The organism is Streptomyces sp. MMS24-W38, assembly GCF_059889265.1.
The window spans coordinates 4,104,907-4,128,121 of sequence record NZ_JCBCPP010000001.1; the positions used below are offsets into that span (position 1 = coordinate 4,104,907).

The window sequence follows — 23,215 nt, forward strand, 5'->3', positions numbered from 1 at the left end:
GAGCGGTCCGGACCGTCCAGGGCCCCCGGGTGCGTTTTGCGCACCCTGGGGTCCTTTGTGCTGCCCGCGCGTTGCGCGGAGTGCGTCTGCCGGTCACAGAGTGGTCGAGACCTCTTGTGGGCCGGTTCACCCAGTCCCTAACCTCCGTTGTTGTTGTGCACGGCGAAATCCTCATTGCGTATGGTGCAACACCTCACCGGAGGAAGCAGTCCATGAAGCTGTCCGTCCGCCTGGTCGCACTCGCGGCCGTCCTCGCCACCGCCGCCTGCGCGCCCCAGACTTCCTCGGGCTCCTCCTCGGCCAAGGACGAGAAGACCGGGACCTTACGGGTCTGGCTCTTCCGGGAAGTCAACAACGCGCCCAAGGAAGAGGTCGTCGAGTCCGTCGTCGCCGGGTTCGAGAAGGCGCACGACGGCACCGAGGTCACCGTCGAGTACATCCCGGTCGAGACCCGCGCCCAGCGCATCAAGGCCGCCTTCAACGACCCGAAGTCCGCGCCCGACCTCGTCGAGTACGGCAACACGGACACCGCCGGCTATGTGAAGGACGGCGGACTCGCCGACGTCACCGAGGAGTTCGGTGCCTGGGACGAGGCGAAGGACACCGATCCGACCGCCCGGCAGTCGGTCACCGTCGACGGCAGGGTCTACGGGGCGCCGTACTTCGTCGGCGTCCGCGCGCTCTACTACCGCACCGACGTCTTCGAGAAACTCGGGCTCGAAGCGCCCACGTCGCAGGACGAGTTGATCTCCACGGCCCGGGAGATCCGTGCTGCGAAGCCGGAGTTGTACGGCATCGCCGTCGGCGGTGCCTACACCTACGGCGCGATGCCCTTCATCTGGGCCCACGGCGGTGAACTCGCCACCGGCAAGGGAGGCTCGTACGCCTCCGCGATCGACACCCCCGCCGCCCGCAAGGGCATCGAGGCGTACACCTCCCTCTTCGGCGACGACAACTGCCCGGCCGCCAAGTGCGCCGGCATGGGCGGCAACGACACGGTGACCGCCTTCGCCGCGGGCAAGGCCGCCATGGCGATCGGCGGCGACTTCAGCCACGCGGCCGTCGAGGCCGGCGAGGTGAAGGGCAGGTACGCGGTCGTGCCGCTGCCGGGAGTGCGGCCCGGGTCCATCGCCCCCGCTTTCGCGGGTGGGAACAACCTGGGTGTCCTGAAGTCGACTTCGCACCGCACCCTCGCCGTCGACCTGATGCGGCGGCTCGCCTCGAAGAAGGCGCAGGGCGAACTGTTCGACGCGATGGGCTTCCTGCCGACCTTCTCCGACGTGCGGCAGCAGGCGGCCGCCGAGGAACCGTTCCTGAAGCCGTTCGTCGAGACCCTCGCCGCCGACACCAAGTTCGTGCCGGCCTCACCGGCCTGGGCGCAGATCGACTCCTCGCTGGTACTGCCGACGATGTTCCAGGAGGTCGTCAGCGGCAAGAAGGACGTGGCGGCCGCGTCGGAGAGCGCCGCGAAGAAGATGAACGAGGCGTTCGGCTCGGTGGGCTGAACCAGTGGCCGTACAGGACACGGTGGCCGTGCGGAAGCGCCCCGCGCTCCGCACGGCCACCGCCCCCCACAAGCCACGAGGCCCCCGGCGCCGCAGGGGCGGCCTCACTCCCTGGCTCTACCTCGCACCCGCCCTCGTCGTCCTCGGGGGACTGCTCGCCTATCCGGTCTACCAACTCGGCCTGATCTCGCTCTTCCACTACACCCAGGCACAGGTCAGCGGCGGCGAACCGACCACCTTCCAGGGGTTCGGCAACTACACCGAGCTCTTCGCCGACGACCAGTTCTGGCAGGTGCTGCCGGCCACCCTGCTGTTCGCAGCGGCCTGCGTGGTGTCCACCCTGGCCGTCGGCTGCGCGCTCGCCGTGCTCCTCACCCGGGTGCGCGCCGTGCCCCGGCTCGCCCTGATGCTGGCCGCGCTCGGCGCCTGGGCGACCCCGGCCGTCACCGGTTCCACGGTGTGGCTGTTCCTCTTCGACGCCGACTTCGGCCCGGTGAACCGGGTGCTGGGCCTCGGCGACCACTCGTGGACGTACGGGCGGTACAGCGCCTTCTTCCTCGTCCTGCTCGAAGTGGTCTGGTGCTCCTTCCCGTTCGTGATGGTCACCGTCTACGCCGGCATCCGCGCCGTACCCGCCGAGGTGCTGGAGGCCGCCGCCCTGGACGGCGCCTCGCAGTGGCGCGTCTGGCGCTCGGTGCTCGCCCCGGTGCTCCGGCCGATCCTGGTGGTCGTCACCATCCAGTCGGTGATCTGGGACTTCAAGGTCTTCACCCAGATCTACGTCATGACGGGCGGCGGCGGCATCGCCGGCCAGAACCTGGTCCTGAACGTCTACGCCTACCAGAAGGCGTTCGCGTCCTCGCAGTACAGCCTCGGCGCCGCGATCGGCGTGGTGATGCTGCTGATCCTGCTCGCCGTCACGCTGGTGTACCTGCGGCTGCTGCGCCGCCAGGGGGAGGAACTGTGAGTCTCGTGGGCCGGGACGGGGCACGCCGGGTGAATCTTGTGCGCCGGTTCGTACGGCGGCCGTGGCGGCTCGCGGCCGAGGCGACGGTGCTGCTCGTCGCGGCGGTGGTGGCCTTCCCGCTTTACTGGATGGTGCTGGGCGCCTTCAAACCGGCCGGCGAGATCGAGTCGGACCGGCCCCGGCCGTGGACCCTGACACCCACCCTGGACTCCTTCCGGCGGGTCTTCGGGCAGCAGGAATTCGGCCGGTACTTCGTCAACAGCGTGGTCGTCGCGGTCGCCGTGGTGATCGCCTCGGCGCTGATCGCCTTTCTCGCGGCGACCGCCGTGACGCGATTCAGGTTCCGTATGCGGACCACCCTGCTGATCATGTTTCTGGTGGCCCAGATGGTGCCCGTGGAGGCGCTGACGATTCCGCTGTTCTTCCTCATGCGGGACTTCGGTCAGTTGAACACGCTGCGGTCGCTGATCCTGCCGCACATCGCGTTCTCGCTGCCGTTCGCGATCTGGATGCTGCGGGGGTTCGTGAAAGCCGTTCCCGAGGCGCTGGAGGAGGCCGCGTACATCGACGGCGCGAGCCGCGCGCGGTTCCTGTGGCAGATCCTTTTCCCGCTCGTTCTGCCGGGGTTGGTGGCCACGAGTGTGTTTTCCTTCATCTCCACCTGGAACGACTTCCTGTTCGCCAAGTCCTTCATCATCAGCGACATCTCGCAGTCGACGCTGCCGATGGCCCTGCTGGTCTTCTACAAGCCGGACGAGCCGGACTGGGGCGGCGTGATGGCGGCGTCCACGGTGATGACGATCCCGGTGCTGGTCTTCTTCGTACTCGTACAGCGGCGCCTGGTCTCCGGACTGGGCGGTGCGGTGAAGGACTGATGTGACCGAACTGATTCCAGCGCCCCGCAGCGTCGTCGCCGGCTTCGGCGAGGTGCGGCTGACGGCGCGCTCCCGTCTTCGCTCCGGTCCCGGGACGGAGGGCGTCGGCCGATGGCTGCGCGCCGTCCTCTGGCAGGCGACAGGCTTGCCGCTGCGCGAGGGGCGGGAGCTCGACGATACGGACGGCGACGGTATCGGGCTCCGGCTCGACCCCGGGCTCGGCCCCGAGGAGTACCGCCTCGTCAGCGACCGGACAGGTGTCCTGGTCGAGGGCGGCAGCGCGGCCGGTGTCTTCCGGGGCGCCCAGACGCTGCGGCAGCTCCTGGGTCCCGACGCGTACCGCAGGGCCCCGCTCGGCCGCGACCGGGTGTGGGCGGTGCCGCACGTGACGATCGAGGATTCCCCCCGCTTCCGCTGGCGCGGGCTCATGCTCGACGTCGCCCGGCACTTCATGCCCAAGGAAGGCGTGCTGCGCTATCTCGACCTGATGGCGGCGCACAAACTCAACGTCCTCCACTTTCACCTGACGGACGATCAGGGATGGCGCGTCGAGATCAAGCGGTATCCGAAGCTGACCGAGGTCGGTTCCTGGCGGGCCCGTACGAAAGTCGGGCACCGCGCGTCACCGCTGTGGGACGACACACCGCACGGTGGCCACTACACACAGGACGACATCCGCGAGATCGTCGCCTACGCCGCCGAGCGGCATATCAGCGTCGTACCGGAAATCGACGTACCCGGGCACTCGCAGGCCGCCATCGCCGCGTATCCGGAACTCGGCAACACCGATGTCATCGACACCGCCTCCCTGACCGCCTGGGACACCTGGGGGATCAATCCGAACGTACTCGCCCCCACTGACGACACCCTGCGCTTCTACGAAGGGGTGCTCGAGGAAGTCCTGGAACTGTTTCCCGCGGACGCCGTCCCCCGCACCCCCTTTTCGGGGTTCGTGCACCTCGGCGGCGACGAATGCCCCAAGGACCAGTGGCGTGCGTCGGCCGTCGCGCAGCAGCGGATCAGGGATCTCGGCCTGGCCGACGAGGACGCTCTCCAGTCCTGGTTCATCGGGCACTTCGCCACCTGGCTCGCCGCGCGGGGGCGTCGGCTGATCGGCTGGGACGAGATCCTGGAGGGGGGTCTCGCCCCGGGCGCCGCCGTGTCGTCCTGGCGCGGCTACGCCGGCGGGGTCGCCGCCGCCCGCGTGGGGCACGACGTGGTCATGTGCCCCGAGCAGCACGTCTACCTGGACCACCGGCAGGACGCGGGCCCCGAGGAGCCGGTGCCGATCGGGTACGTGCGCACCCTGGAGGACGTCTACCGGTTCGAGCCCGTACCGCCGGAGCTGACCGCCGAGGAGGCCGGGCGGGTCCTGGGCACCCAGGCCAACGCGTGGTCCGAGGTGATGGAGAACCAGGGCCGGGTGGACTACCAGGTCTTTCCCCGGCTGGCCGCCTTCGCCGAGGTCGCCTGGAGCGCGCTGCCGGCCCCCGCGGAACGGGACTTCGCCGATTTCGAACGGCGGATGACCGCCCACCGCCGGCGCCTCGACGCCCTCGGCGTCGCCTACCGCCCGCCCACCGGACCGCTCCCCTGGCAGCGGCGTCCCGGAGTGCTGGGCCGCCCCCTCGACGGCCCGCCCCCGCACCGGTAGCGCGTACCCCCGCACCGCCGGTGCGGGGCACGCGATCCGGCCGTGCCATGAAGTCCACCCAACTCAGAACAGGTCGTGAAAAAGGGCACAAGGGTCACCGAAGAGCGTCATCCGATCGCACGGCGATGTCCTGCCAAATCGGTCCATGCCCGGGGTGAAGTGGGCGAATGCCTCCTAGTGGACCCCTGTCTTCGACGCCCGCGAAGATGTGCCAGAGTTGCCACGTCCGCCCTGTCAGGTCGTACCGTACGGCTGCGACAGGTGGGACCAGGTGGGGCCGCGGGAAGGGGCAGCCGGTTTTGAGCACGCACGCACCGCAGGCGGCGCAGGCCGTGACGCTGCCCACGACGCTGGACGAGGCGGTGGCGGCGCTCACCGCCGTGCCCGCCGCCGTGCCCGTCGCGGGCGGCACCGACCTGATGGCCGCCGTCAACTCCGGGCAGCTCAGGCCCGCGGCGCTGGTCGGCCTCGGCAAGATCAGCGAGATCCGCGGCTGGCAGTACCAGGACGGCCACGCGCTGCTCGGCGCGGGCCTCACCCACGCCCGTATGGGCCGTCCCGACTTCGCCGCCCTCATCCCGGCGCTCGCCGCCTCCGCGCGTGCCGCCGGACCGCCGCACATCCGCAACGCTGGCACCCTGGGCGGCAACATCGCCTCCGCCGCCCCCACCGGTGACTCGCTGCCCGTGCTGGCCGCGCTGGAGGCGACGCTGATCATCGCGGGCCCGGACGGGGCCCGCCGGGAGATCCCGGTGTCGCACCTGCTGGCCGGGATGGACATGCTGCGCGCCGGTGAACTCATCGGCTACGTGCGCGTGCCGCTGCTGCACGCCCCGCAGGTGTTCCTCAAGGCCACCGGCCGCACCGGCCCCGGCCGCGCGATGGCGTCCGTCGCCCTGGTGCTCGACCCCGCCCGGCGCGGCGTCCGCTGCGCGGTGGGCGCCATAGCGCCGATGGCGCTGCGGCCCCTGGAGGCCGAGCAGTGGGTCGCCCAGCTCATCGACTGGGACAACAACCGCGCGATCGTGCCGGAGGCGCTGAACGCGTTCGGGGAGTACGTCGCCGCGGCCTGCATCCCCGACCCGGTCCCCGAGGAGGACGGCTCCGTCCCGCCGTTGCCCCCCGCGGTACTGCACCTGCGGCGCACCGTCGCCGCGCTGGCCCGACGAGCACTGGGGAGGGCGCTGTCGTGACCGACGACCAGCACGGAGAGGGCACGCCCCAGGGCGGCGGAAGCCGCTGGGACCCGCTGCCCCAGGGCGACTACGACGACGGCGCCACGGCCTTCGTGAACCTCCCCGAGGGGGGCATCGACGCCCTGCTGGACTCGATGGAGAGCCCGCTCGCCGCGCCCGGCCACGGCTATGTGCCGCCGCCGCTCACCGTCACCCCCGCCACCTCGGGCACCGACCCGGCGGCCGCCGGCGGCTGGGCGGTGCCGGGCGCCGCCGTGCCGGGTGCGCCCGTCGACGGCGCCCAGTGGCACGCCCCGTACGACCCGCAGTCCCCGTACGACCCGCAGGGCGGCCCGTCGGGGCAGGCCGACCAGTCCGGGCAGGGCGGCCCCGGGGCGCAAGCCGCGCGGGGGCACAGCGGGCAGGACCGGTTCACGTACGACCCCGGGGCCTCCGGGCAGTGGGCCTTCGAGGAGCCGCCCGCCGCCGGGAACCCGGCACCGGGTTCCGACGTGACCGGCCAGTGGTCGATCCCCGTGGCCGAGGGCGATCTCCCGGACGAGTCCGGCGAGTTCACCACCTCCGCCCTGGCCGAACAGTGGGGCGCCACCCCACCGGTCACCCCGCCCGCCACCCTTCCGGGCGGCGCCCCCGCGCCCTGGGCCGCGCAGGCCATCGGACAGCCGTGGGGACCCGGCGTGCCGGGCGTGGACCCGAGCCACCCCGAGACCGGGTCCGAGCCCGGTTCCGGCCGGGAGCAGGACGGCCCGGAACCCGACTGGCGAGCGGAGCACGGCCGGGACACTCCCGCGTCGGGGCAGCCCGCCTCCGAACCGCCGTCACCCGCCGGGCCCCGGTCGGCCGGTCTGCCGCAGCCGACCGCCGCCGAGCCCCACTGGCGCGCCGATCCGGAGGCCTACCAGGAGGCGGCCGGGGCGCCGTCCGCCCCGGAGCTCCGCGAGCACCCGCAACCGGGCACGGAGGGCGCCGTACGGCCCGCTCCCGGGCCCGGAGAACCCGCCGGGGCACCCGAGGACGTCCGGCGCCCCGAAGCCCCTCACGGAGACCGGGAAGCCCCGGAACGCCCCGCCGGTGACGACACGTCCGCTCCGACCGCCGCCCCCGCGCCGTCCACCGCCCCCGAGGCCGCACCGGACAGCGGGAACACCGCGGAGGGCCCGGCCGGTCCGGGCGTCCCGGAGGCGCCGGAGTCCCCCGCGCCGGACGGCTCGTCAGCCGGGCCCGAACCGCTCCCCGGCGCCGCGCACGACGACCACCCCCTCGCCACCTACGTGCTGAGTGTCAACGGCACCGACCGGCCCGTCACCGACGCCTGGATCGGCGAGTCGCTGCTCTACGTGCTGCGTGAGCGCCTCGGGCTCGCCGGTGCCAAGGACGGCTGCTCGCAGGGCGAGTGCGGGGCCTGCAACGTGCAGGTCGACGGACGGCTCGTGGCGTCCTGCCTGGTCCCGGCCGTCACCACGGCCGGCAGTGAGGTCCGTACCGTCGAGGGCCTCGCCCAGGACGGGCAGCCGTCGGACGTGCAGCGGGCACTCGCGCGGTGCGGCGCGGTGCAGTGCGGCTTCTGCGTGCCGGGCATGGCGATGACCGTGCACGACCTGCTGGAGGGCAACCCGGCGCCCAGCCGGCTGGAGACCCGCCAGGCGCTGTGCGGCAACCTGTGCCGCTGCTCCGGCTACCGGGGCGTGGTGGAGGCGGTCCAGGAGGTCGTCGCCGAACGCGAGGCATACGCCGAGTACACCGAATCCGACCCGGACCCGGACCCGGGCACGGGCCCGGAGGAGCCCCGCATCCCGCACCAGGCCGGACCGGGCGCCGGCGGCGTCAACCCCGCCGCGTTCCCGCCCCCCGGACCGCACGACCGGCCCCACGGCCAGGACGGAGGCCAGGCGTGAGCGACGAAGCCGCCACCGTGCAGGCCGCACGGGCCGCGGAGGACACCCCCCGGGCGGAACCGGTCCCGCACGGACTGGGCACCTCCCTGCCGGCCGCGGACACCCGCGCGAAGACCGAGGGCACCTTCCCGTACGCCGCCGACCTGTGGGCCGAGGGCCTGTTGTGGGCGGCCGTGCTGCGCTCGCCCCACCCGCACGCGCGCATCGTGTCCATCGACACCACCCACGCGCGCGAGATGCCCGGGGTGCGTGCCGTCGTCACCCACGAGGACGTCCCCGGCGACCCGCTGTACGGCCGTGGCCGCGCCGACCGCCCGGTCTTCGCCTCCGACGTCGTACGCCACCACGGCGAGGCCATCGCCGCCGTGGCCGCCGACCACCCGGACACCGCGCGGCTGGCCGCCGCCGCCGTCATCGTCGAGTACGAGGTGCTCGACCCGGTGATCGACCCCGAACAGGCCTTCGAAGCCGAGCCGTTGCACCCCGACGGCAACCTGATCCGGCACATCCCACTGCGCCACGGCGACCCGGACGCGGTCGGTGACCTGGTCGTCGAGGGCCTGTACCGCATCGGCCGCCAGGACCCCGCACCCATCGGCGCCGAGGCCGGACTCGCCGTACCCCGCCCCGACGGGGGCGTCGAGCTGTACCTGGCCTCCACCGACCCGCACGGCGACCGGGACGCCGCCGCCGCCGCGTTCGGCCTGGAACCCGACCGCGTCAAGGTCGTCGTCACCGGTGTGCCCGGCGCCATCGCCGACCGCGAGGACCAGAGCTTCCAGCTGCCGCTCGGCCTGCTGGCGCTGCGGACCGGCTGCCCGGTCAAGCTCACCGCCACGCGTGAGGAGTCCTTCCTCGGCCACGCCCACCGGCACCCCACCCTGCTGCGCTACCGCCACCACGCCGACGCCGAGGGCAAGCTGGTGAAGGTCGAGGCGCAGATCCTGCTCGACGCGGGCGCCTACGCCGACACCTCCTCCGAGGCCCTGGCCGCCGCCGTCGCCTTCGCCTGCGGCCCCTACGTCGTCCCGAACGCCTTCATCGAGGGCTGGGCGGTCCGCACCAACAACCCGCCCTCCGGCCATGTGCGCGGCGAGGGCGCCCTGCAGGTGTGCGCCGCCCACGAGGCGCAGATGGACAAGCTGGCCAAGAAGCTCGGCCTCGACCCGGCCGAGCTGCGCCTGCGCAACGTCATGGCGACCGGCGACGTGCTGCCCACCGGCCAGACCGTGACCTGCCCCGCTCCGGTCGCCGAACTCCTCCAGGCGGTACAGGACTTCCCGCTGCCGCCGCTGCCCAAGGACACCCCCACGGAGGAGTGGCTGCTGCCCGGCGGCCCCGAGGGCGCCGGGGAACCGGGCGCGGTGCGCCGCGGTGTGGGCTACGGCCTCGGCATGGTGCACATGCTCGGCGGCGAGGGCGCGGACGAGGTGTCCACGGCCACCGTGAAGGTCCAGGACGGCGTGGCGACGGTGCTGTGCGCGGCCGTCGAGACCGGCCAGGGCTTCACCACACTGGCCCGGCAGATCGTCCAGGAGGTCCTCGGCGTCGACGAGGTGCGGGTGGCCCCCGTGGACACCGACCAGCCCCCGGCGGGCGCGGGCTGCCGCGGTCGGCACACCTGGGTGTCGGGCGGCGCGGTGGAGCGCGCGGCGAAGATGGTCCGCACCCAGCTCCTCCAGCCCCTGGCCCACAAGTTCGGCATGTCCGCCGAGCTGCTCCAGATCACCGACGGCAGGATCACCTCGTACGACGGGGTACTGTCGACGCCCGTCGCCGAGGCCCTGGAGGGCAAGGAGCTCTGGGCCACAGCCCAGTGCCGTCCGCACCCCACGGAACCCCTGGACGAATCCGGCCAGGGCGACGCCTTCGTCGGGATGTCCTTCTGCGCGATCCGCGCGGTGGTCGACGTCGACATCGAGATCGGCTCGGTACGGGTCGTGGAGCTGGCCGTCGCCCAGGACGTGGGCCGGGTGCTGAACCCGGCCCAGCTGGCCGCCCGGATCGAGGCGGGGGTGACCCAGGGCCTGGGCGCCGCGCTCACCGAGAACCTGCGCACGCCCCGCGGCCTGATCCGCCACCCCGACCTCACCGGCTACGCCCTCCCGACCGCCCTGGACGCACCCGACATCCGGATCGTGAAGCTCTTGGAGGAGCGGGACGTGGTCGCGCCCTTCGGCGCGAAGGCGGTCAGCGCGGTGCCGGTGGTGACCTCCCCGGCGGCCATCGCCTCCGCCGTCCGGGCCGCCACCGGCCGCCCGGTCAACCGGCTGCCGATCCGCCCCCAGGCCGCGGTGGTGACCAGCGGCTGACGGCGGTTGCCGGAGAAGGTATTTCAGGTTGATTCGCGCGCGAAGGCAACGCACAGTGGTGTTCGCGCGTCTTGTGGGGTGAGGGCGGCCGTGTCCGTGGGCGGCCGCCTGTCCGTCCGGCCGTCCGCCGGGCCGTCCGTCCGTTGTGGACCGGGGCGTTGTCAGTGGCGGCGCGTAGCCTTCCGAGTGGTGGGGGACGGCTGCCGACCCGATGGCGCGGGGGTCCCTCCTGCCAGGGCGGGGCGGAGCCGCCCGGAGCGGCGGAGCAGGGACACGGGACTGAGCACACGAATGCGCGGGGGAGCCATGAGCACGATCGACACCGTTGCCACGGATGTCGTGGACGTCGCGGCAGCGATCACCCTGACCGAGGACGCCCTCGACCCGTTCGTCACGCACGCGTCCACGCGCCGCTGGCTGACCGGCCCCGGACTGCCGTGCGACAGCGGCCTGTTCAGTTTCGCGCGGCTGCGGACCGAGGGCCTGCGCACCGTCGCCGGCTCGACGGGCGGCGCGGGGGACGCGGGCGACCGGCTCTCCGCGGAGCTGCGGGACCAGTTGGTCATCGGCGGGCTGCTCGGCCCGGCCGGTACGGAGATCGAGTCGGTCCTGCTGGACGGGGCCACCGGCGAGGTCTCGACGACGTACCTCTTCCCCGGCAGCCCGGACTTCCCCGACCACCCCGACCTGATGGACGTCCGCCCGCTCGCCCCGTCGCTGCCGACCCTGGTGCGGTTCGCCGCCGCGACTGACGAACTGGCGGGACTGCGCGGCCAGTTCGCCGCCTACGCGGGCCGCTACGGCACGAAGGCGGTCGCCGAGGCCTCGCGGCAGCTGCTCGCGGTGTTCGAGGAGGGCGCCGACGGCGAGCCGGCCCCGCTGTGGCGGATGGCCGCGCTGATCCGGCCGCTGGCCCTGGTGGCGGGTCCGGGCACGGCCTCGGGGCTCGCCCTGGACCTCCCGGTCCGGCTGCTGGACCAGGAGTTCGGCAGGAAGGGCGTGGTCCGCTTCGAGGAGGTCGACTTCCCCGCGACGCTGACACACGGCCCGACCCGACGCTTCCTGTGCGAGACGGGCCTGCCCGAGGACGGCTTCCTCTTCCAGCTGGACACCGACCTGCCGCTGCGGACCCTCACGGAGTACTACGCCGACGGCGAGGGCGGGTTCCCGGCCGACCGCCTCCCCGCCCACGCCGACCGCCTCATACGCCTCGGCCATCTCATCGAGGACCACAGCCTGGTCGTCGACGGCGTCACCGGCGCGGTCCTGGACTGGAGCGAGCCGGACTCCGTCCTGTACCCGCTGAACACGGACATCTCGACCCTCGCCTTCACCCTCTGGCTGCTGCACCGCGAGCACGCCATCGACGAGGAGTCGGGTCACGCGCTGACCAGCGAGACGTACGACCAGCTGGCCATGACGATGATCCAGGTCCTGTCCGCCGTCGACCCCACGGGCGCCACGACCGACGCGGACTGGCACTACTGGACGGAGCTGTTCCAGGACGAAGCGGGCGGAGTGCTCTGAGTGACACACCCCGCCCGCACCGGAGGCCGTGGCGGGAATCGAACCCGCGTCATTCGATTTGCAGTCGAACCCCTCGGCCACTCGGGCACACGGCCGGGCCGGAGACGGGGCGTGTCCTTCGGTGCCCCGCCGCCGTGAACTCGGTACGCCGACCGTACGGCGGGCCGGCAGCGGCGCTCAAGGAATTCCGGTGCGCCGCAACGGGACTGCCACACGCCGTTCATGAACCCCGTCCGGTCGGCGGGGGAGTACGACCAAGGTCCCGGTACCGGACCGACCTCCGACAGGGGTAATGCCCTGCCGCGGCCCTTACCCTGGCGGTCATGACCGCCCTGAACCCCCGCGACACCGGGGTCGCCGAGACCCCCGATGCCCTCGGACCCGTCCCACCCGTCCCACCCCTCGAACGCGACGGGACCGTGCCGAACGAGACCGTGCTGAGTGGCCCCTACCGGGCGCTGAGCATCGGGATCGTCTCCGTGGTGCTGCTGATCGCCTTCGAGGCGACCGCGGTGGGTACGGCGATGCCGGTGGCGGCGCGGGAGCTGGACGGGGTGTCCCTGTACGCGTTCGCGTTCTCGGGGTACTTCACGACGAGCCTGTTCGGCATGGTGCTCTCCGGCCAGTGGGCGGACCGGCGCGGCCCGCTCGCGCCGCTGACCTGGGGCATCGCCTCCTTCGCCGTCGGTCTGCTGCTCTCCGGGACGGCGGGCGCGATGTGGCCGTTCATCCTCGGGCGGGCCGTGCAGGGGCTCGGCGGCGGGCTGGTGATCGTCGCGCTGTACGTCGTGGTCGGGCGGGCCTACCCGGAGCGGCTGCGGCCGGCGATCATGGCCGCGTTCGCGGCGAGCTGGGTCGTACCGTCGATCGTCGGCCCGCTGGCCTCCGGCACGGTGACCGAACACCTCGGCTGGCGGTGGGTGTTCCTCGGCATCCCGGCGTTGGTGGTGTTCCCGCTGGCCCTGGCGCTGCCGCAGATACGCCGCCTGGCGTCCGGTCCGGTGAGCCACGGCGCGGACGTGCCGGCCTCCTTCGACCGCCGCCGCATCCGGCTCGCCCTGGCGATCTCCTTCGGCGCCGGGCTGCTCCAGTACGCCGCCCAGGACCTGCGCTGGCTCTCCCTGCTGCCGGGCGCGGCGGGCGTGGCGCTGCTCGTCCCCGCGGTGCTGGGGCTGCTCCCGCACGGCACGTGGCGGGCGGCCCGCGGACTGCCCTCGGTGGTGCTGCTGCGAGGCGTCGCGGCCGGGTCCTTCATCGCCGCGGAGTCCTTCGTCCCGCTGATGCTGGTCACCCAGCGGGGACTCAGCCCCACGCTCGCCGGGTTCTCGCTCGCGGCGGGCGGTGTGACCTGGGCACTGGGCTCCTGGCTCCAGTCGCGACCGCGGCTGGAGCCGTACCGGGAGCGGCTGATGACCCTCGGGATGGTGCTGGTGGCGGCGTCCATCGCGGGGGCCCCGAGCGTGCTGATCCCCGCGGTGCCCGCCTGGGCGACGGCCGTCGCCTGGGCCTTCGGCTGCCTCGGGATGGGCCTGGTGGTCTCCTCCACCAGTGTGCTGCTGCTCCAGCTCTCCGCCCCCGAGGAGGCCGGCGCCAACTCCGCCGCGCTCCAGATCTCCGACGGCCTCTCCAACGTCCTCCTCCTGGCCATGGGCGGCGCCGCCTTCGCGGCCCTCGGCGGCGGCGCGGTGGCCCATGGGGCGACCCAGGCCACCGGCTCCCACCCGGCCGCCTTCGCCGCGGTGTTCCTGCCGATGGCGGCGGTGGCCCTGGCGGGCGTGTGGGTGACGACGCGGCTGCGGCGGTTGTGACGTCGGTCCCACCCGGGAGTGACCCGGCACGGCCCGCGTCATCAGGGTGCCGGGGCGCGGATATGGTGGCTCGGTCGTCATCGGCGGCCGAGCCGCCCGAACCAGCCCCCGTCCCCCCACGGAGACCGTGACTACCACCGCCGCTTCCGCCTCGCACCACCTGTCCCCCGCCTTTCCCGGCCGCGCCCCCTGGGGCACCGCCGGGAAACTGCGTGCCTGGCAGCAGGGGGCGATGGAGAAGTACCTCCAGGAACAGCCGCGCGACTTCCTGGCGGTCGCCACCCCGGGCGCCGGAAAGACGACCTTCGCGCTGACGCTGGCCTCCTGGCTGCTGCACCACCACGTCGTGCAGCAGGTGACCGTCGTCGCGCCCACCGAGCACCTGAAGAAGCAGTGGGCCGAGGCCGCCGCGCGGATAGGCATCAAGCTGGACCCCGAGTACAGCGCGGGCCCGCTCGGCAAGGACTACCACGGCGTCGCCGTCACCTACGCCGGTGTCGGGGTCCGCCCCATGCTGCACCGCAACCGCGTCGAGCAGCGCAAGACCCTCGTCATCCTCGACGAGATCCACCACGCCGGTGACAGCAAGTCCTGGGGCGAGGCGTGCCTGGAGGCGTTCGAGCCGGCCACCCGCAGGCTGGCGCTCACCGGTACGCCGTTCCGGTCCGACACCAATCCCATCCCGTTCGTGGCGTACGAGGAGGGCGACGACGGCATCCGCCGGTCGGCCGCCGATTACACCTACGGCTACGGTTCCGCGCTCCGCGACAACGTCGTCCGCCCCGTCATCTTCCTCTCCTACAGCGGCAACATGCGCTGGCGCACCAAGGCCGGCGACGAGATCGAGGCCCGCCTCGGCGAGCCCATGACCAAGGACGCGATCAGCCAGGCCTGGCGCACCGCCCTCGATCCGCGCGGCGAGTGGATGCCGTCCGTGCTGCGCGCCGCCGACCAGCGGCTGACCGAGGTCAGGAAGTCCGTCCCGGACGCCGGGGCCCTCGTCATCGCCACCGACCAGGACTCCGCCCGCGCCTACGCCAAGCTGATCCGCGAGATCACCGGCAGCAAGCCCACCGTCGTCCTGTCCGACGACACCGGCGCCTCGAAACGGATCGACGACTTCAGCGGCAACGACGACCGCTGGATGGTCGCCGTCCGCATGGTCTCCGAAGGCGTCGACGTACCGCGCCTGGCGGTCGGTGTGTACGCCACCACCATCTCCACCCCGCTGTTCTTCGCCCAGGCCGTCGGCCGTTTCGTACGGTCCCGGCGGCGCGGCGAGACCGCGTCCGTGTTCCTGCCGACCATCCCGAACCTGCTGGAGTTCGCGAACGAGATGGAACGCGAACGCGACCACGTCCTCGACAAGCCCAAGAAGGACGGCGAGGAGGACCCGTACGCCGAGTCCGAGAAGGAGATGGACGAGGCGAACCGGGAGCAGGACGAGGACATCGGCGAGGACATGCTGCCCTTCGAGGCACTGGAGTCCGACGCCGTCTTCGACCGGGTCACCTACAACGGCGCCGACTTCGGCATGCAGGCCCACCCCGGCAGCGAGGAGGAGCAGGACTACCTCGGCATCCCGGGGCTCCTCGAACCCGACCAGGTGAAGCTGCTGCTGCAGAAGCGGCAGGCCCGGCAGATCGCGCACAGCCGCAAGAAGCCGGACAGCGAGGCCGACCTGCTCGAACTGCCCGCCGAGCGGCGCCCCGTGGTCTCCCACAAGGAGATGATGGAACTGCGCCGGCAGCTCAACAACATGGTCGGCGCCTACGTCCACCAGAGCGGCAAACCGCACGGCGTCATCCACACGGAGCTCCGCCGCGTCTGCGGCGGGCCGCCCGCCGCGGAGGCCACGCCGGGTCAACTGCGCCAGCGGATCGCCAAGGTGCAGGAGTGGGCCACCCGCATGCGGTGACCCGCTCCGCCGGTGCACGTCCGGCGCACACCTGGTGGTCGAATCAGGACAAAAAGCGCCAGTTCAGGGGTGAGGGTGCCCGGATTCTGGACAAAGCCTTCCGCTGACCGGACCGGCTCGCTACTGTCCGGCTATGCACACGCCCCGTGGCAGCGCCGCCGCGGAGCGCAGCCGTGAAGCGACCGTGCCCGGGACATGGCCGGGCCGCCGGCCGATCGGCGGCCTCTGAAGCGCGTCGCCGACGGGACTCGGTGACGCATATGCCGCGAGAGGGCCGTCGACCTCACCACGAAGGAGTGGGCGTCGTGACCGCGGAGACCTCTCAGACGCTCGACCGGGGACTGCGGGTCCTCAAGCTGCTGGCCGACACGGACCACGGCCTGACCGTCACCGAGCTTTCCCACAGGCTGGGCGTGAACCGGACCGTTGTGTACCGGTTGCTCGCCACACTGGAACAGCACGCGCTGGTACGCCGTGACCTCGGCGGCCGGGCCCGGGTCGGGCTCGGCGTGCTGCGGCTGGGCCGTCAGGTGCACCCGCTGGTACGGGAGGCGGCGATGCCGGCCCTCAGGTCGCTGGCGGAGGACATAGGCGCGACCGCGCACCTGACCCTGGTCGACGGGGCGGAGGCGCTGGCCGTGGCGGTGGTGGAACCTTCGTGGACGGACTACCACGTCGCCTACCGCGCCGGGTTCCGGCACCCGCTGGAACGGGGCGCCGCCGGCAAGGCGATCATCTCGGCCCGCCTGCAACGGCCCGACGACCCCGGATACACCCTCACCCACGGCGAACTGGAGGCCGGGGCGTGCGGAGCGGCGGCGCCCCTGCTGGGAGTCACCGGGGTCGAGGGCAGCGTCGGCGTGGTGATGCTGGCCGACGTGGTCCCCGAACGGGTCGGCCCCCGGGTCGTGGACGCGGCCCGCGAGGTCGCGGAGGCGCTGCGCTGACGGTCGGAGCCGCTGCGCCGACGGTCGGGACGCCGTGCCGAGAGCCGCGGGGCGCTGCGCCGACGGTCGGCGGGGGCATCGCGGCGAAGGCGCCGCGTTAGATTGATCCCGTGCTCTCTCGCCTCACACGTCTCCAGGCCCTGGCCGTCTGCGCCGCTCCCGTCGTCGCCCTGCTGGCCACGGCGGTCTTCGCGCCGCTGCCGTTCTCGGTGGCGCAGCCGGGGCTGACGGCCGACGTGCTCGGCAAGAACAAGGGCACGCAGGTCATCACCATCTCCGGCGCGAAGACCCGCGAGACCACCGGTCAGCTGCGGATGACGACGATCGAGGCGACCTCCCCGGACACCCGGGTCGACCTCCCCGACGTGGTCGACGGCTGGTTCGGCACCGACCAGGCGGTCATGCCCCGAGACTCGGTCTACCCCTCCGGGGGCGACGTCGAGCAGATCGAGCGGTACAACGAGAAGCAGATGAAGAAGTCGCAGGACGAGGCGACCCGGGCCGCGCTGGGCTACCTGGACCTGGGCGGCAAGGGCGTCAAGGTCGAACTGGAGCTAGCCGACGTCGGCGGCCCCAGCGCCGGCCTGCTGTTCTCCCTCGGCATCGTCGACAAGCTGAACGGCGACGGCAGCGGCGGCGACCTCACCGGCGGCCGGATCATCGCCGGTACGGGGACCATCGACGCGGACGGCACGGTCGGTGCCGTGGGCGGCGTGCCGCTGAAGACGCAGGCCGCCCGGCGGGACGGCGCGACCGTCTTCCTGGTGCCCGAGGCCGAATGCGGCCAGGCCCGGACCGAACTCCCGAAGGGGCTGCGCCTGATCCCGGTCACCACCCTCGAGGGCACCGTGGACGCCCTGGTCTCCCTGCAGAAGGACACCGGCAAGGTCCCCAGCTGCTGACCGGGCGGCGGCGCCCCCGCACCGCCGCTACCTCTTCCTGACGAAGCCCTCGCCCACCATCCAGTCCAGCGCCACCTGGTGGGGGTCCTCCCCGTCCACGTCCACCTCGGCGTTCAGGGTCCGTGCCACGTCGTTGTCCAGCCTCGCCGTGACCGGGTCGAGGACCTCCGCGATCGCCGGCCACTTCTTGAACGTGCCGGTGTTGACCATCGGCGCCGCGTTGTAGTCGGGGAAGAACTTCCTGTCGTCCTCCATCACCACCAGGTTCATGGACTTGATGCGGCCGTCGGTGGTGAAGACCTCGCCGTAGGTGCAGGCGCCCTTGGCCGTCTGGGTGTAGATGATCCCGGTGTCCATCTGCGTGATGTTCCCCGCGCCCACGTTCATGCCGTAGGCCTTCTCCATGCCCCGCAGCCCGTCCGCCCGGTTGGCGAACTCGCCCTCCACGCACAGCGTCACCGCCGCCGGGTCGGACTTCGCCAGCGCGGCCACGTCCGACAGCGACTTCGTGCCGTACTTCTTGAAGTTCGCCTGGTTCATGGCCAGGGCGTAGGTGTTGTTCAGCGAGGACGGCTCCAGCCAGGTCACCCCGTTCTTCACGTCGGCCTCTCGCACCGCCTCCCACTGCTCGCGCGGGTCGGGGATGGGCTTGCTGTTGCCCTGGTAGGTGATCCACGCCGTGCCGGTGTACTCGTACGCGGCGTCCGCGACCCCCTTCACGACCGCCGCCCGGGAGCCGACCGAGCCCTGGATGCCGGTGCGGTCGATGACGTCGGCGCCCGCCGCCTGGAAGGCGATGCCCATGATCGCGCCCAGGATCAGCTGCTCGGTGAACTCCTTCGAGGTGACGGTGAGTTTCGCGCCCTCGAGGGGCCTGCCCTTCCCGATCGAGCCCGGTTCCACGTTGTCGACCATGGGGGAGCCGCTGGTCAGCCCACAGGAGGAGAGCCCCACCAGCAGCATTCCGGCGAACAGCGGGCACAGGCGGCGCCTCATGTGTCCGTCTCCAGCCCCCGTGGCCGCAGCAGCAGTTCGGCCAGCGAGGCCAGCCAGTCCACCAGCAGGGCCAGGGCGACGGTGAGGATCGAGCCCAGCACCAGGACCGGCATCCGCTGGCTGGTGATGCCGGTGGTGATCAGCACGCCCAGACCGCCGCCCCCGCCGAAGGTCGCGAGGGTGGCCGTGCCGACGTTCAGGACGAGTGCCGTACGCACCCCGGCGAGGATGAGGGGGACGGCCAGGGGCAGCTCCACCCGGGTCAGCACGCCCAGCGGGGACATGCCGATGCCGCGCGCCGCCTCCATCAGCGCCGGGTCGTTGGCCCGCAGGCCCGCGATGGTGTTGGAGAGCACCGGCAGCACGGCGTAGGCGATGATGCCGATGAGGGCGGCCCTGCGGCCGATGCCCAGCCAGATCACCAGCAGGGCGAGCAGACCGATCGCGGGCGTCGCCTGGCCCATGTTGGCGAACGCCATCGCGGCCGGGGTGGCCCTGTGGAACGTGGGCCGGGTCAGCAGGATGCCCAGCGGGATCGCGATGATCAGTACGAAGAACGTCGAGATCACGGTCAGCTCGATGTGCTGCCAGAGCGCCTTGGACACCTGCCCGTCGGACAGCGCGTTCCGGGACAGCGTGTCCAGATCGGCCTGGACGAACCACAGCCAGGTCGCGAGCAGCAGGGCGACCAGCACCGTGGGCAGGAACGTCAGCTGCTGCCAGGTCACCCGGGGCGCGATCCCGGTCGAGACTCCGGACCCCGGGGGCCCCGGCTCCGCACCCCGCGTGGCCCCGCCCCGGCCGTCGTCGTCGCCCCGGCCGTCGTGGTGCTTCCGGTCCCGGTCCTCGTCCCGGAAGGCGAGCCCCCTGCCCTCCTCCTCGTCGTCGGGCCGCCGCGGAGAGGCGCTCACGCGTCCCCCTCCCCGCTCACGCCCTCCTGCTCGGCGTGCGTCCGGCCGCTCCGCAGGCCCTCCAGCTCGTGCCGGGCCTCCATCGCCTCCAGCCGGTCGGCCTCCAGCAGTTCGTGCACCGAGTTCATCAGCGTCTCCACGTCGACGACACCCTCGTACGTGCCGCGCCCTCCGGTGACCACCACCCGCCCCGAGCTGTCGGTGAGGACGGCCTCCAGCGCGTCCCGCAGGGTCGCGTCCCGGGTCACCGTGTCCTGCACCAGGGTGCCCGCGCGGGCCAGCGAGCCCTTGGCCCGCATCAGGTCGCCGCGCCGGAGCCACTTGTAGGGGCGGCCCCGCCGGTCGAGCAGCAGGATCTCGTTCGAGCCGCTGGAACGGAGCATGTCGAAGATCTGCTGGAGCGGGTCGTCGACGGTCACCGTCGGATAGTCGGTGATCCCCACGTCCCGCACCCGGGTGAGGTTCAGCCGCTTCAGCGCCGCCCCGGCGCCGACGAAACCCGAGACGAAGTCGTCCGACGGGTTGGTGAGGATCGCCTCCGGGGTGTCGAACTGGGCGATGTGCGAGCGTTCGCGCAGCACCGCGATCCGGTCGCCCAGTTTGATCGCCTCGTCGAAGTCGTGGGTGACGAAGACGATCGTCTTGTGCAGTTCGTGCTGCAGCCGGATCAGCTCGTCCTGGAGATGGTCCCGGGTGATCGGGTCCACCGCCCCGAACGGCTCGTCCATCAGCAGCACCGGCGGATCCGCCGCCAGCGCCCGCGCCACCCCCACCCGTTGCTGCTGCCCGCCGGAGAGCCGGCGCGGATAGCGGTCGTGGAACTCGCCGGGGTCCAGACCGACCAGGTCCAGCATCTCCTCCACCCGGGCCCGCACCCGGGCCGCCGGCCAGCGCAGCATCTTCGGCACCAGCGCGATGTTCTGCGCCACCGTCATGTGCGGGAACAGCCCGCTGGCCTGGATCGCGTACCCGACCTTGCGGCGCAGCCGCACCGGGTCCATGTCGGTGACGTCCTCGCCGCCGATGCGGATGCGGCCGGCGCTCGGCTCGATCAGCCGGTTGATCATCTTCAGCGTGGTCGACTTCCCGCAGCCGGACGGGCCGACGAGGATGACGATCTCGCCCGCCCTGATCTCCATGCTGACGTTGTCGACCGCCGGCTGCGCACTGCCGGGGTACCGTTTGGTGAGGTTCTCCAGCTCGATGGGCGCCCCGGTGGCCGACGGTGCGGCAGCGGTTCCGGTCGCCCCGGTCGTCTCGGGGGTCCCTGACGTCGGTGGCTCAGTCACGGATCCCCCTGGAAACGGTCAGCCGTCCGAGCAGGACGTACGCGGCGTCGAACAGCAGCGCGAGGATGACGATTCCGAGGGTGCCCGCGAGGACCTGGTTGAGCGCGTTCTTGCTGCCCAGCGAGGCGATCCCGCGGAAGATCAGGTTCCCGAGACCGGGACCGGAGGCGTAGGCGGCGATGGCGGCGATGCCCATCAGCATCTGCGTGGAGACCCGGATCCCGGTGAGGATCGGCGGCCAGGCCAGCGGCAGTTCGACCCGCGCCAGCCGGGCCGTCCGCGACATGCCGATGCCCGTGGCCGCGTCCACCAGCGACGGGTCGACCCCGCGCAGGCCGACGATCGCGTTCCGCACGATCGGCAGCAGCCCGTACAGCGTCAGCGTGATCACCGTCGGCGGCACCCCGAGCCCCACCAGCGGGATCAGCAGGCCGATCATGGCCAGCGACGGGATGGTCAGCAGGGTCGAGGTGGTGGTCGTGGCCAGGTTGCCCGCCCAGTCACTGCGGTACGTCGCGACCCCGATCAGCACCCCGAGCACGGTCGCCGCCACCATGCACTGGAAGACGACACTCGCGTGCTGGTACGCGTCGACGAGCAGTTGCTGGTGGCGGTTGCCCAGGTACTCCCAGAAGTTCACGTCCGCTCACCCCAGCTCGGCCAGGCCCGTCCGGTCAGTCCGGTGCGCCCCGGCCGCTCTTCGGCGGCTCGCGGAGCGCCGCCTGCTCCACCAGGGGGATGATCCGCAGCGGAACGGGGTTCTCCATCACGATCGCCGTGGCGGCCCGGACGATCCCATCAAAACCGACGACCCGGTCGATCACCCGTTGGAGATCGGCGTTGGAGCGGGCCACGAGCCGGCACAGCATGTCCCCGCTGCCGGTGGTGGTGTGCAGCTCGAGGACCTCCGGCACACTCGCCAAGTGCTCCCGGACATCGGGACCTTGACCTTGCCGGATCTCCAGCGTCGCGAACGCCGTGACCGGGTAGCCGAGGGCCGCCGGGTCCACCTGGGGGCCGAATCCGCGGATGACTCCGTTCGACTGAAGCCGGTCCAGCCGCGCCTGCACCGTCCCCCGCGCCACCCCGAGCCGCCGGGACATCTCCAGCACCCCCGTCCGCGGCTCCCGCGCCAGCAGCACGATGATCCGGCCGTCCAGCTGATCGATCGCCACGGCTGCCTCCTGGTGCGTGGTGGTCATCCTGTACAGAAAGTCCGATGAATCACGCGTCCGATCGGACAACCTGCCCAGCAGATACGCGAACTATTGCGCACCTTGCAGGGCTGCACCACCCTGCCCTCATGACGCAGACCACACATCTCACTCCCGACGCGACCACCCGGCAGGCCGACCCCTTCCCGGTCAAGGGAATGGACGCGGTCGTCTTCGCCGTGGGCAACGCCAAGCAGGCGGCGCACTACTACTCCACCGCTTTCGGCATGCGGCTGGTCGCCTACTCCGGACCGGAGAACGGCAGCCGCGAGACCGCGAGTTACGTCCTGGAGAGCGGCTCCGCCCGGTTCGTCCTCACCTCGGTGATCAAACCGTCCACCGAGTGGGGCACCTTCCTCGCCGAGCACGTCGCCGCGCACGGCGACGGCGTCGTCGACCTGGCCATCGAGGTCCCCGACGCGCGTGCCGCGTACGCCTACGCCGTCGAGCACGGCGCCCGCCCGGTCACCGAGCCGCACGAACTGAAGGACGAGCACGGCACCGTCGTGCTCGCCGCGATCGCCACCTACGGCAAGACCCGGCACACCCTGGTCGAGCGCACCCGCTACGACGGGCCCTACCTGCCCGGCTACGTCACCGCCGACCCGATCGTCGAACCCCCCGCCCAGAGGTCCTTCCAGGCCATCGACCACTGCGTCGGCAACGTCGAGCTCGGCCGGATGAACGAGTGGGTCGCGTTCTACAACAAGGTCATGGGCTTCACGAACATGAAGGAGTTCGTGGGTGACGACATCGCCACCGAGTACAGCGCGCTGATGTCGAAGGTGGTCGCCGACGGCACGCTCAAGGTCAAGTTCCCGATCAACGAGCCCGCCGTCGCCAAGAAGAAGTCCCAGATCGACGAGTACCTGGAGTTCTACGGCGGCGCCGGTGTCCAGCACATCGCGCTCAACACCGACGACATCGTGCAGACGGTCCGGCAGATGCGTGCGGCCGGTGTGCGGTTCCTGGACACCCCGGACTCGTACTACGACACCCTCGGCGAGTGGGTCGGCGACACCCGGGTGCCCGTCGAGACCCTGCGCGAGCTGAAGATCCTCGCCGACCGGGACGAGGACGGCTATCTGCTGCAGATCTTCACCAAGCCGGTCCAGGACCGGCCGACCGTGTTCTTCGAGATCATCGAACGGCACGGCTCCATGGGCTTCGGCAAGGGCAACTTCAAGGCCCTGTTCGAGGCGATCGAGCGGGAGCAGGAACGCCGCGGCAACCTGTGACCGTCGGGTCGGCCGACGGGGCGCCGGACGCGGGACGCCCGCACCCGACGCCCCACCGGCC

The 23,215-nt window shown here is 72.1% G+C and carries 18 protein-coding genes and 1 tRNA gene; 13 read left to right on the forward strand and 6 right to left on the reverse strand.

The features are described 5' to 3' along the window. Window positions 1-212: 212 nt before the first annotated feature. From AC6F7H_RS17625 to AC6F7H_RS17660, 8 genes are all read left to right on the forward strand, one after another. Complete coding sequence (locus AC6F7H_RS17625; RefSeq protein WP_500757911.1) at window positions 213-1,505, forward strand: extracellular solute-binding protein; 1,293 nt, start codon at window positions 213-215, stop codon at window positions 1,503-1,505. 4 nt (window positions 1,506-1,509) lie between these two features. After that, on the forward strand, window positions 1,510-2,472 hold the full coding sequence (locus AC6F7H_RS17630) for a carbohydrate ABC transporter permease (protein ID WP_500757912.1): 963 nt from the start codon (window positions 1,510-1,512) through the stop codon (window positions 2,470-2,472). 29 nt (window positions 2,473-2,501) lie between these two features. Then, window positions 2,502-3,347, forward strand: coding sequence for a carbohydrate ABC transporter permease (locus AC6F7H_RS17635; RefSeq protein ID WP_500761891.1), 846 nt, complete (start codon window positions 2,502-2,504; stop codon window positions 3,345-3,347). Window position 3,348: 1 nt separating this feature from the next. Next, window positions 3,349-5,001, forward strand: coding sequence for a beta-N-acetylhexosaminidase (locus AC6F7H_RS17640; protein ID WP_500757913.1), 1,653 nt, complete (start codon window positions 3,349-3,351; stop codon window positions 4,999-5,001). Window positions 5,002-5,300: 299 nt separating this feature from the next. Next, complete coding sequence (locus AC6F7H_RS17645) at window positions 5,301-6,194, forward strand: FAD binding domain-containing protein (protein ID WP_500757914.1); 894 nt, start codon at window positions 5,301-5,303, stop codon at window positions 6,192-6,194. Further along, on the forward strand, window positions 6,191-8,092 hold the full coding sequence (locus tag AC6F7H_RS17650; protein WP_500757915.1) for a 2Fe-2S iron-sulfur cluster-binding protein: 1,902 nt from the start codon (window positions 6,191-6,193) through the stop codon (window positions 8,090-8,092). Before AC6F7H_RS17645 ends, AC6F7H_RS17650 begins: the two co-directional genes overlap by 4 nt. Continuing rightward, window positions 8,089-10,404 carry a xanthine dehydrogenase family protein molybdopterin-binding subunit gene (locus tag AC6F7H_RS17655; protein ID WP_500757916.1) on the forward strand — a complete coding sequence of 772 codons (2,316 nt, stop codon included), beginning with the start codon at window positions 8,089-8,091 and terminating at the stop codon, window positions 10,402-10,404. Before AC6F7H_RS17650 ends, AC6F7H_RS17655 begins: the two co-directional genes overlap by 4 nt. Before the next feature lie 306 nt (window positions 10,405-10,710). Beyond that, window positions 10,711-11,931 (forward strand): SUKH-4 family immunity protein, encoded by a 1,221-nt coding sequence (locus AC6F7H_RS17660; RefSeq protein ID WP_500757917.1) that lies wholly within the window; start codon window positions 10,711-10,713, stop codon window positions 11,929-11,931. Window positions 11,932-11,954: 23 nt separating this feature from the next. On the opposite strand, the gene AC6F7H_RS17665 is transcribed toward AC6F7H_RS17660, so the two are convergent. Then, a tRNA-Cys gene (locus AC6F7H_RS17665) sits at window positions 11,955-12,026 on the reverse strand. Between the two features lie 228 nt (window positions 12,027-12,254). On the opposite strand from AC6F7H_RS17665, the gene AC6F7H_RS17670 reads away from it, so the two are divergent. The 4 genes from AC6F7H_RS17670 (at window position 12,255) to AC6F7H_RS17685 (ending at window position 17,506) form a co-directional block, all read left to right on the forward strand. After that, complete coding sequence (locus AC6F7H_RS17670) at window positions 12,255-13,739, forward strand: MFS transporter (protein ID WP_500757918.1); 1,485 nt, start codon at window positions 12,255-12,257, stop codon at window positions 13,737-13,739. A gap of 127 nt (window positions 13,740-13,866) precedes the next feature. Continuing rightward, a complete protein-coding gene (locus AC6F7H_RS17675) occupies window positions 13,867-15,657 on the forward strand; it encodes a DEAD/DEAH box helicase (protein ID WP_500757919.1) in 1,791 nt (596 codons plus the stop codon). Window positions 15,658-15,962: 305 nt separating this feature from the next. After that, the gene (locus tag AC6F7H_RS17680; RefSeq protein WP_500757920.1) at window positions 15,963-16,604 is read left to right on the forward strand and encodes an IclR family transcriptional regulator; all 642 of its coding nucleotides are present in this window, start codon (window positions 15,963-15,965) and stop codon (window positions 16,602-16,604) included. 110 nt (window positions 16,605-16,714) lie between these two features. Next, a complete protein-coding gene (locus AC6F7H_RS17685) occupies window positions 16,715-17,506 on the forward strand; it encodes a hypothetical protein (RefSeq protein WP_500757921.1) in 792 nt (263 codons plus the stop codon). 27 nt (window positions 17,507-17,533) lie between these two features. On the opposite strand, the gene AC6F7H_RS17690 is transcribed toward AC6F7H_RS17685, so the two are convergent. From AC6F7H_RS17690 to AC6F7H_RS17710, 5 genes are read right to left on the reverse strand one after another with little or no spacing between them, the layout of a single operon-like run. Next, window positions 17,534-18,502 carry a glycine betaine ABC transporter substrate-binding protein gene (locus AC6F7H_RS17690; RefSeq protein WP_500757922.1) on the reverse strand — a complete coding sequence of 323 codons (969 nt, stop codon included), beginning with the start codon at window positions 18,500-18,502 and terminating at the stop codon, window positions 17,534-17,536. Next, window positions 18,499-19,413 (reverse strand): ABC transporter permease, encoded by a 915-nt coding sequence (locus AC6F7H_RS17695; RefSeq protein WP_500757923.1) that lies wholly within the window; start codon window positions 19,411-19,413, stop codon window positions 18,499-18,501. The genes AC6F7H_RS17690 and AC6F7H_RS17695 overlap by 4 nt, the downstream gene beginning before the upstream one ends. Beyond that, the gene (locus tag AC6F7H_RS17700) at window positions 19,410-20,702 is read right to left on the reverse strand and encodes a betaine/proline/choline family ABC transporter ATP-binding protein (RefSeq protein ID WP_500757924.1); all 1,293 of its coding nucleotides are present in this window, start codon (window positions 20,700-20,702) and stop codon (window positions 19,410-19,412) included. The genes AC6F7H_RS17695 and AC6F7H_RS17700 overlap by 4 nt, the downstream gene beginning before the upstream one ends. Beyond that, window positions 20,695-21,342, reverse strand: a complete 648-nt coding sequence (locus AC6F7H_RS17705; protein ID WP_500757925.1) for an ABC transporter permease — start codon at window positions 21,340-21,342, stop codon at window positions 20,695-20,697. The genes AC6F7H_RS17700 and AC6F7H_RS17705 overlap by 8 nt, the downstream gene beginning before the upstream one ends. 34 nt (window positions 21,343-21,376) lie before the next feature. After that, window positions 21,377-21,877, reverse strand: a complete 501-nt coding sequence (locus AC6F7H_RS17710) for an Lrp/AsnC family transcriptional regulator (RefSeq protein WP_500757926.1) — start codon at window positions 21,875-21,877, stop codon at window positions 21,377-21,379. Window positions 21,878-22,005: 128 nt separating this feature from the next. Here AC6F7H_RS17710 and hppD point away from each other — a divergent pair, with 128 nt between their 5' ends. Continuing rightward, entirely contained in the window at window positions 22,006-23,154 is a 1,149-nt protein-coding gene (gene hppD, locus AC6F7H_RS17715; RefSeq protein WP_500757927.1) for a 4-hydroxyphenylpyruvate dioxygenase, read from the forward strand. The last annotated feature ends 61 nt before the right edge of the window (window positions 23,155-23,215 follow it).

Excerpts from the sequence above, each read along its gene's own strand:
- AC6F7H_RS17625 (WP_500757911.1), top strand. The coding sequence starts at position 213 with ATGAAGCTGTCCGTCCGCCTGGTCGCACTCGCGGCCGTCCTCGCCACC.
- AC6F7H_RS17660 (WP_500757917.1), top strand. The coding sequence starts at position 10,711 with ATGAGCACGATCGACACCGTTGCCACGGATGTCGTGGACGTCGCGGCA.
- hppD (WP_500757927.1), top strand. The coding sequence starts at position 22,006 with ATGACGCAGACCACACATCTCACTCCCGACGCGACCACCCGGCAGGCC.
- AC6F7H_RS17670 (WP_500757918.1), top strand. The coding sequence starts at position 12,255 with ATGACCGCCCTGAACCCCCGCGACACCGGGGTCGCCGAGACCCCCGAT.
- AC6F7H_RS17690 (WP_500757922.1), bottom strand. The coding sequence starts at position 18,502 with ATGAGGCGCCGCCTGTGCCCGCTGTTCGCCGGAATGCTGCTGGTGGGG.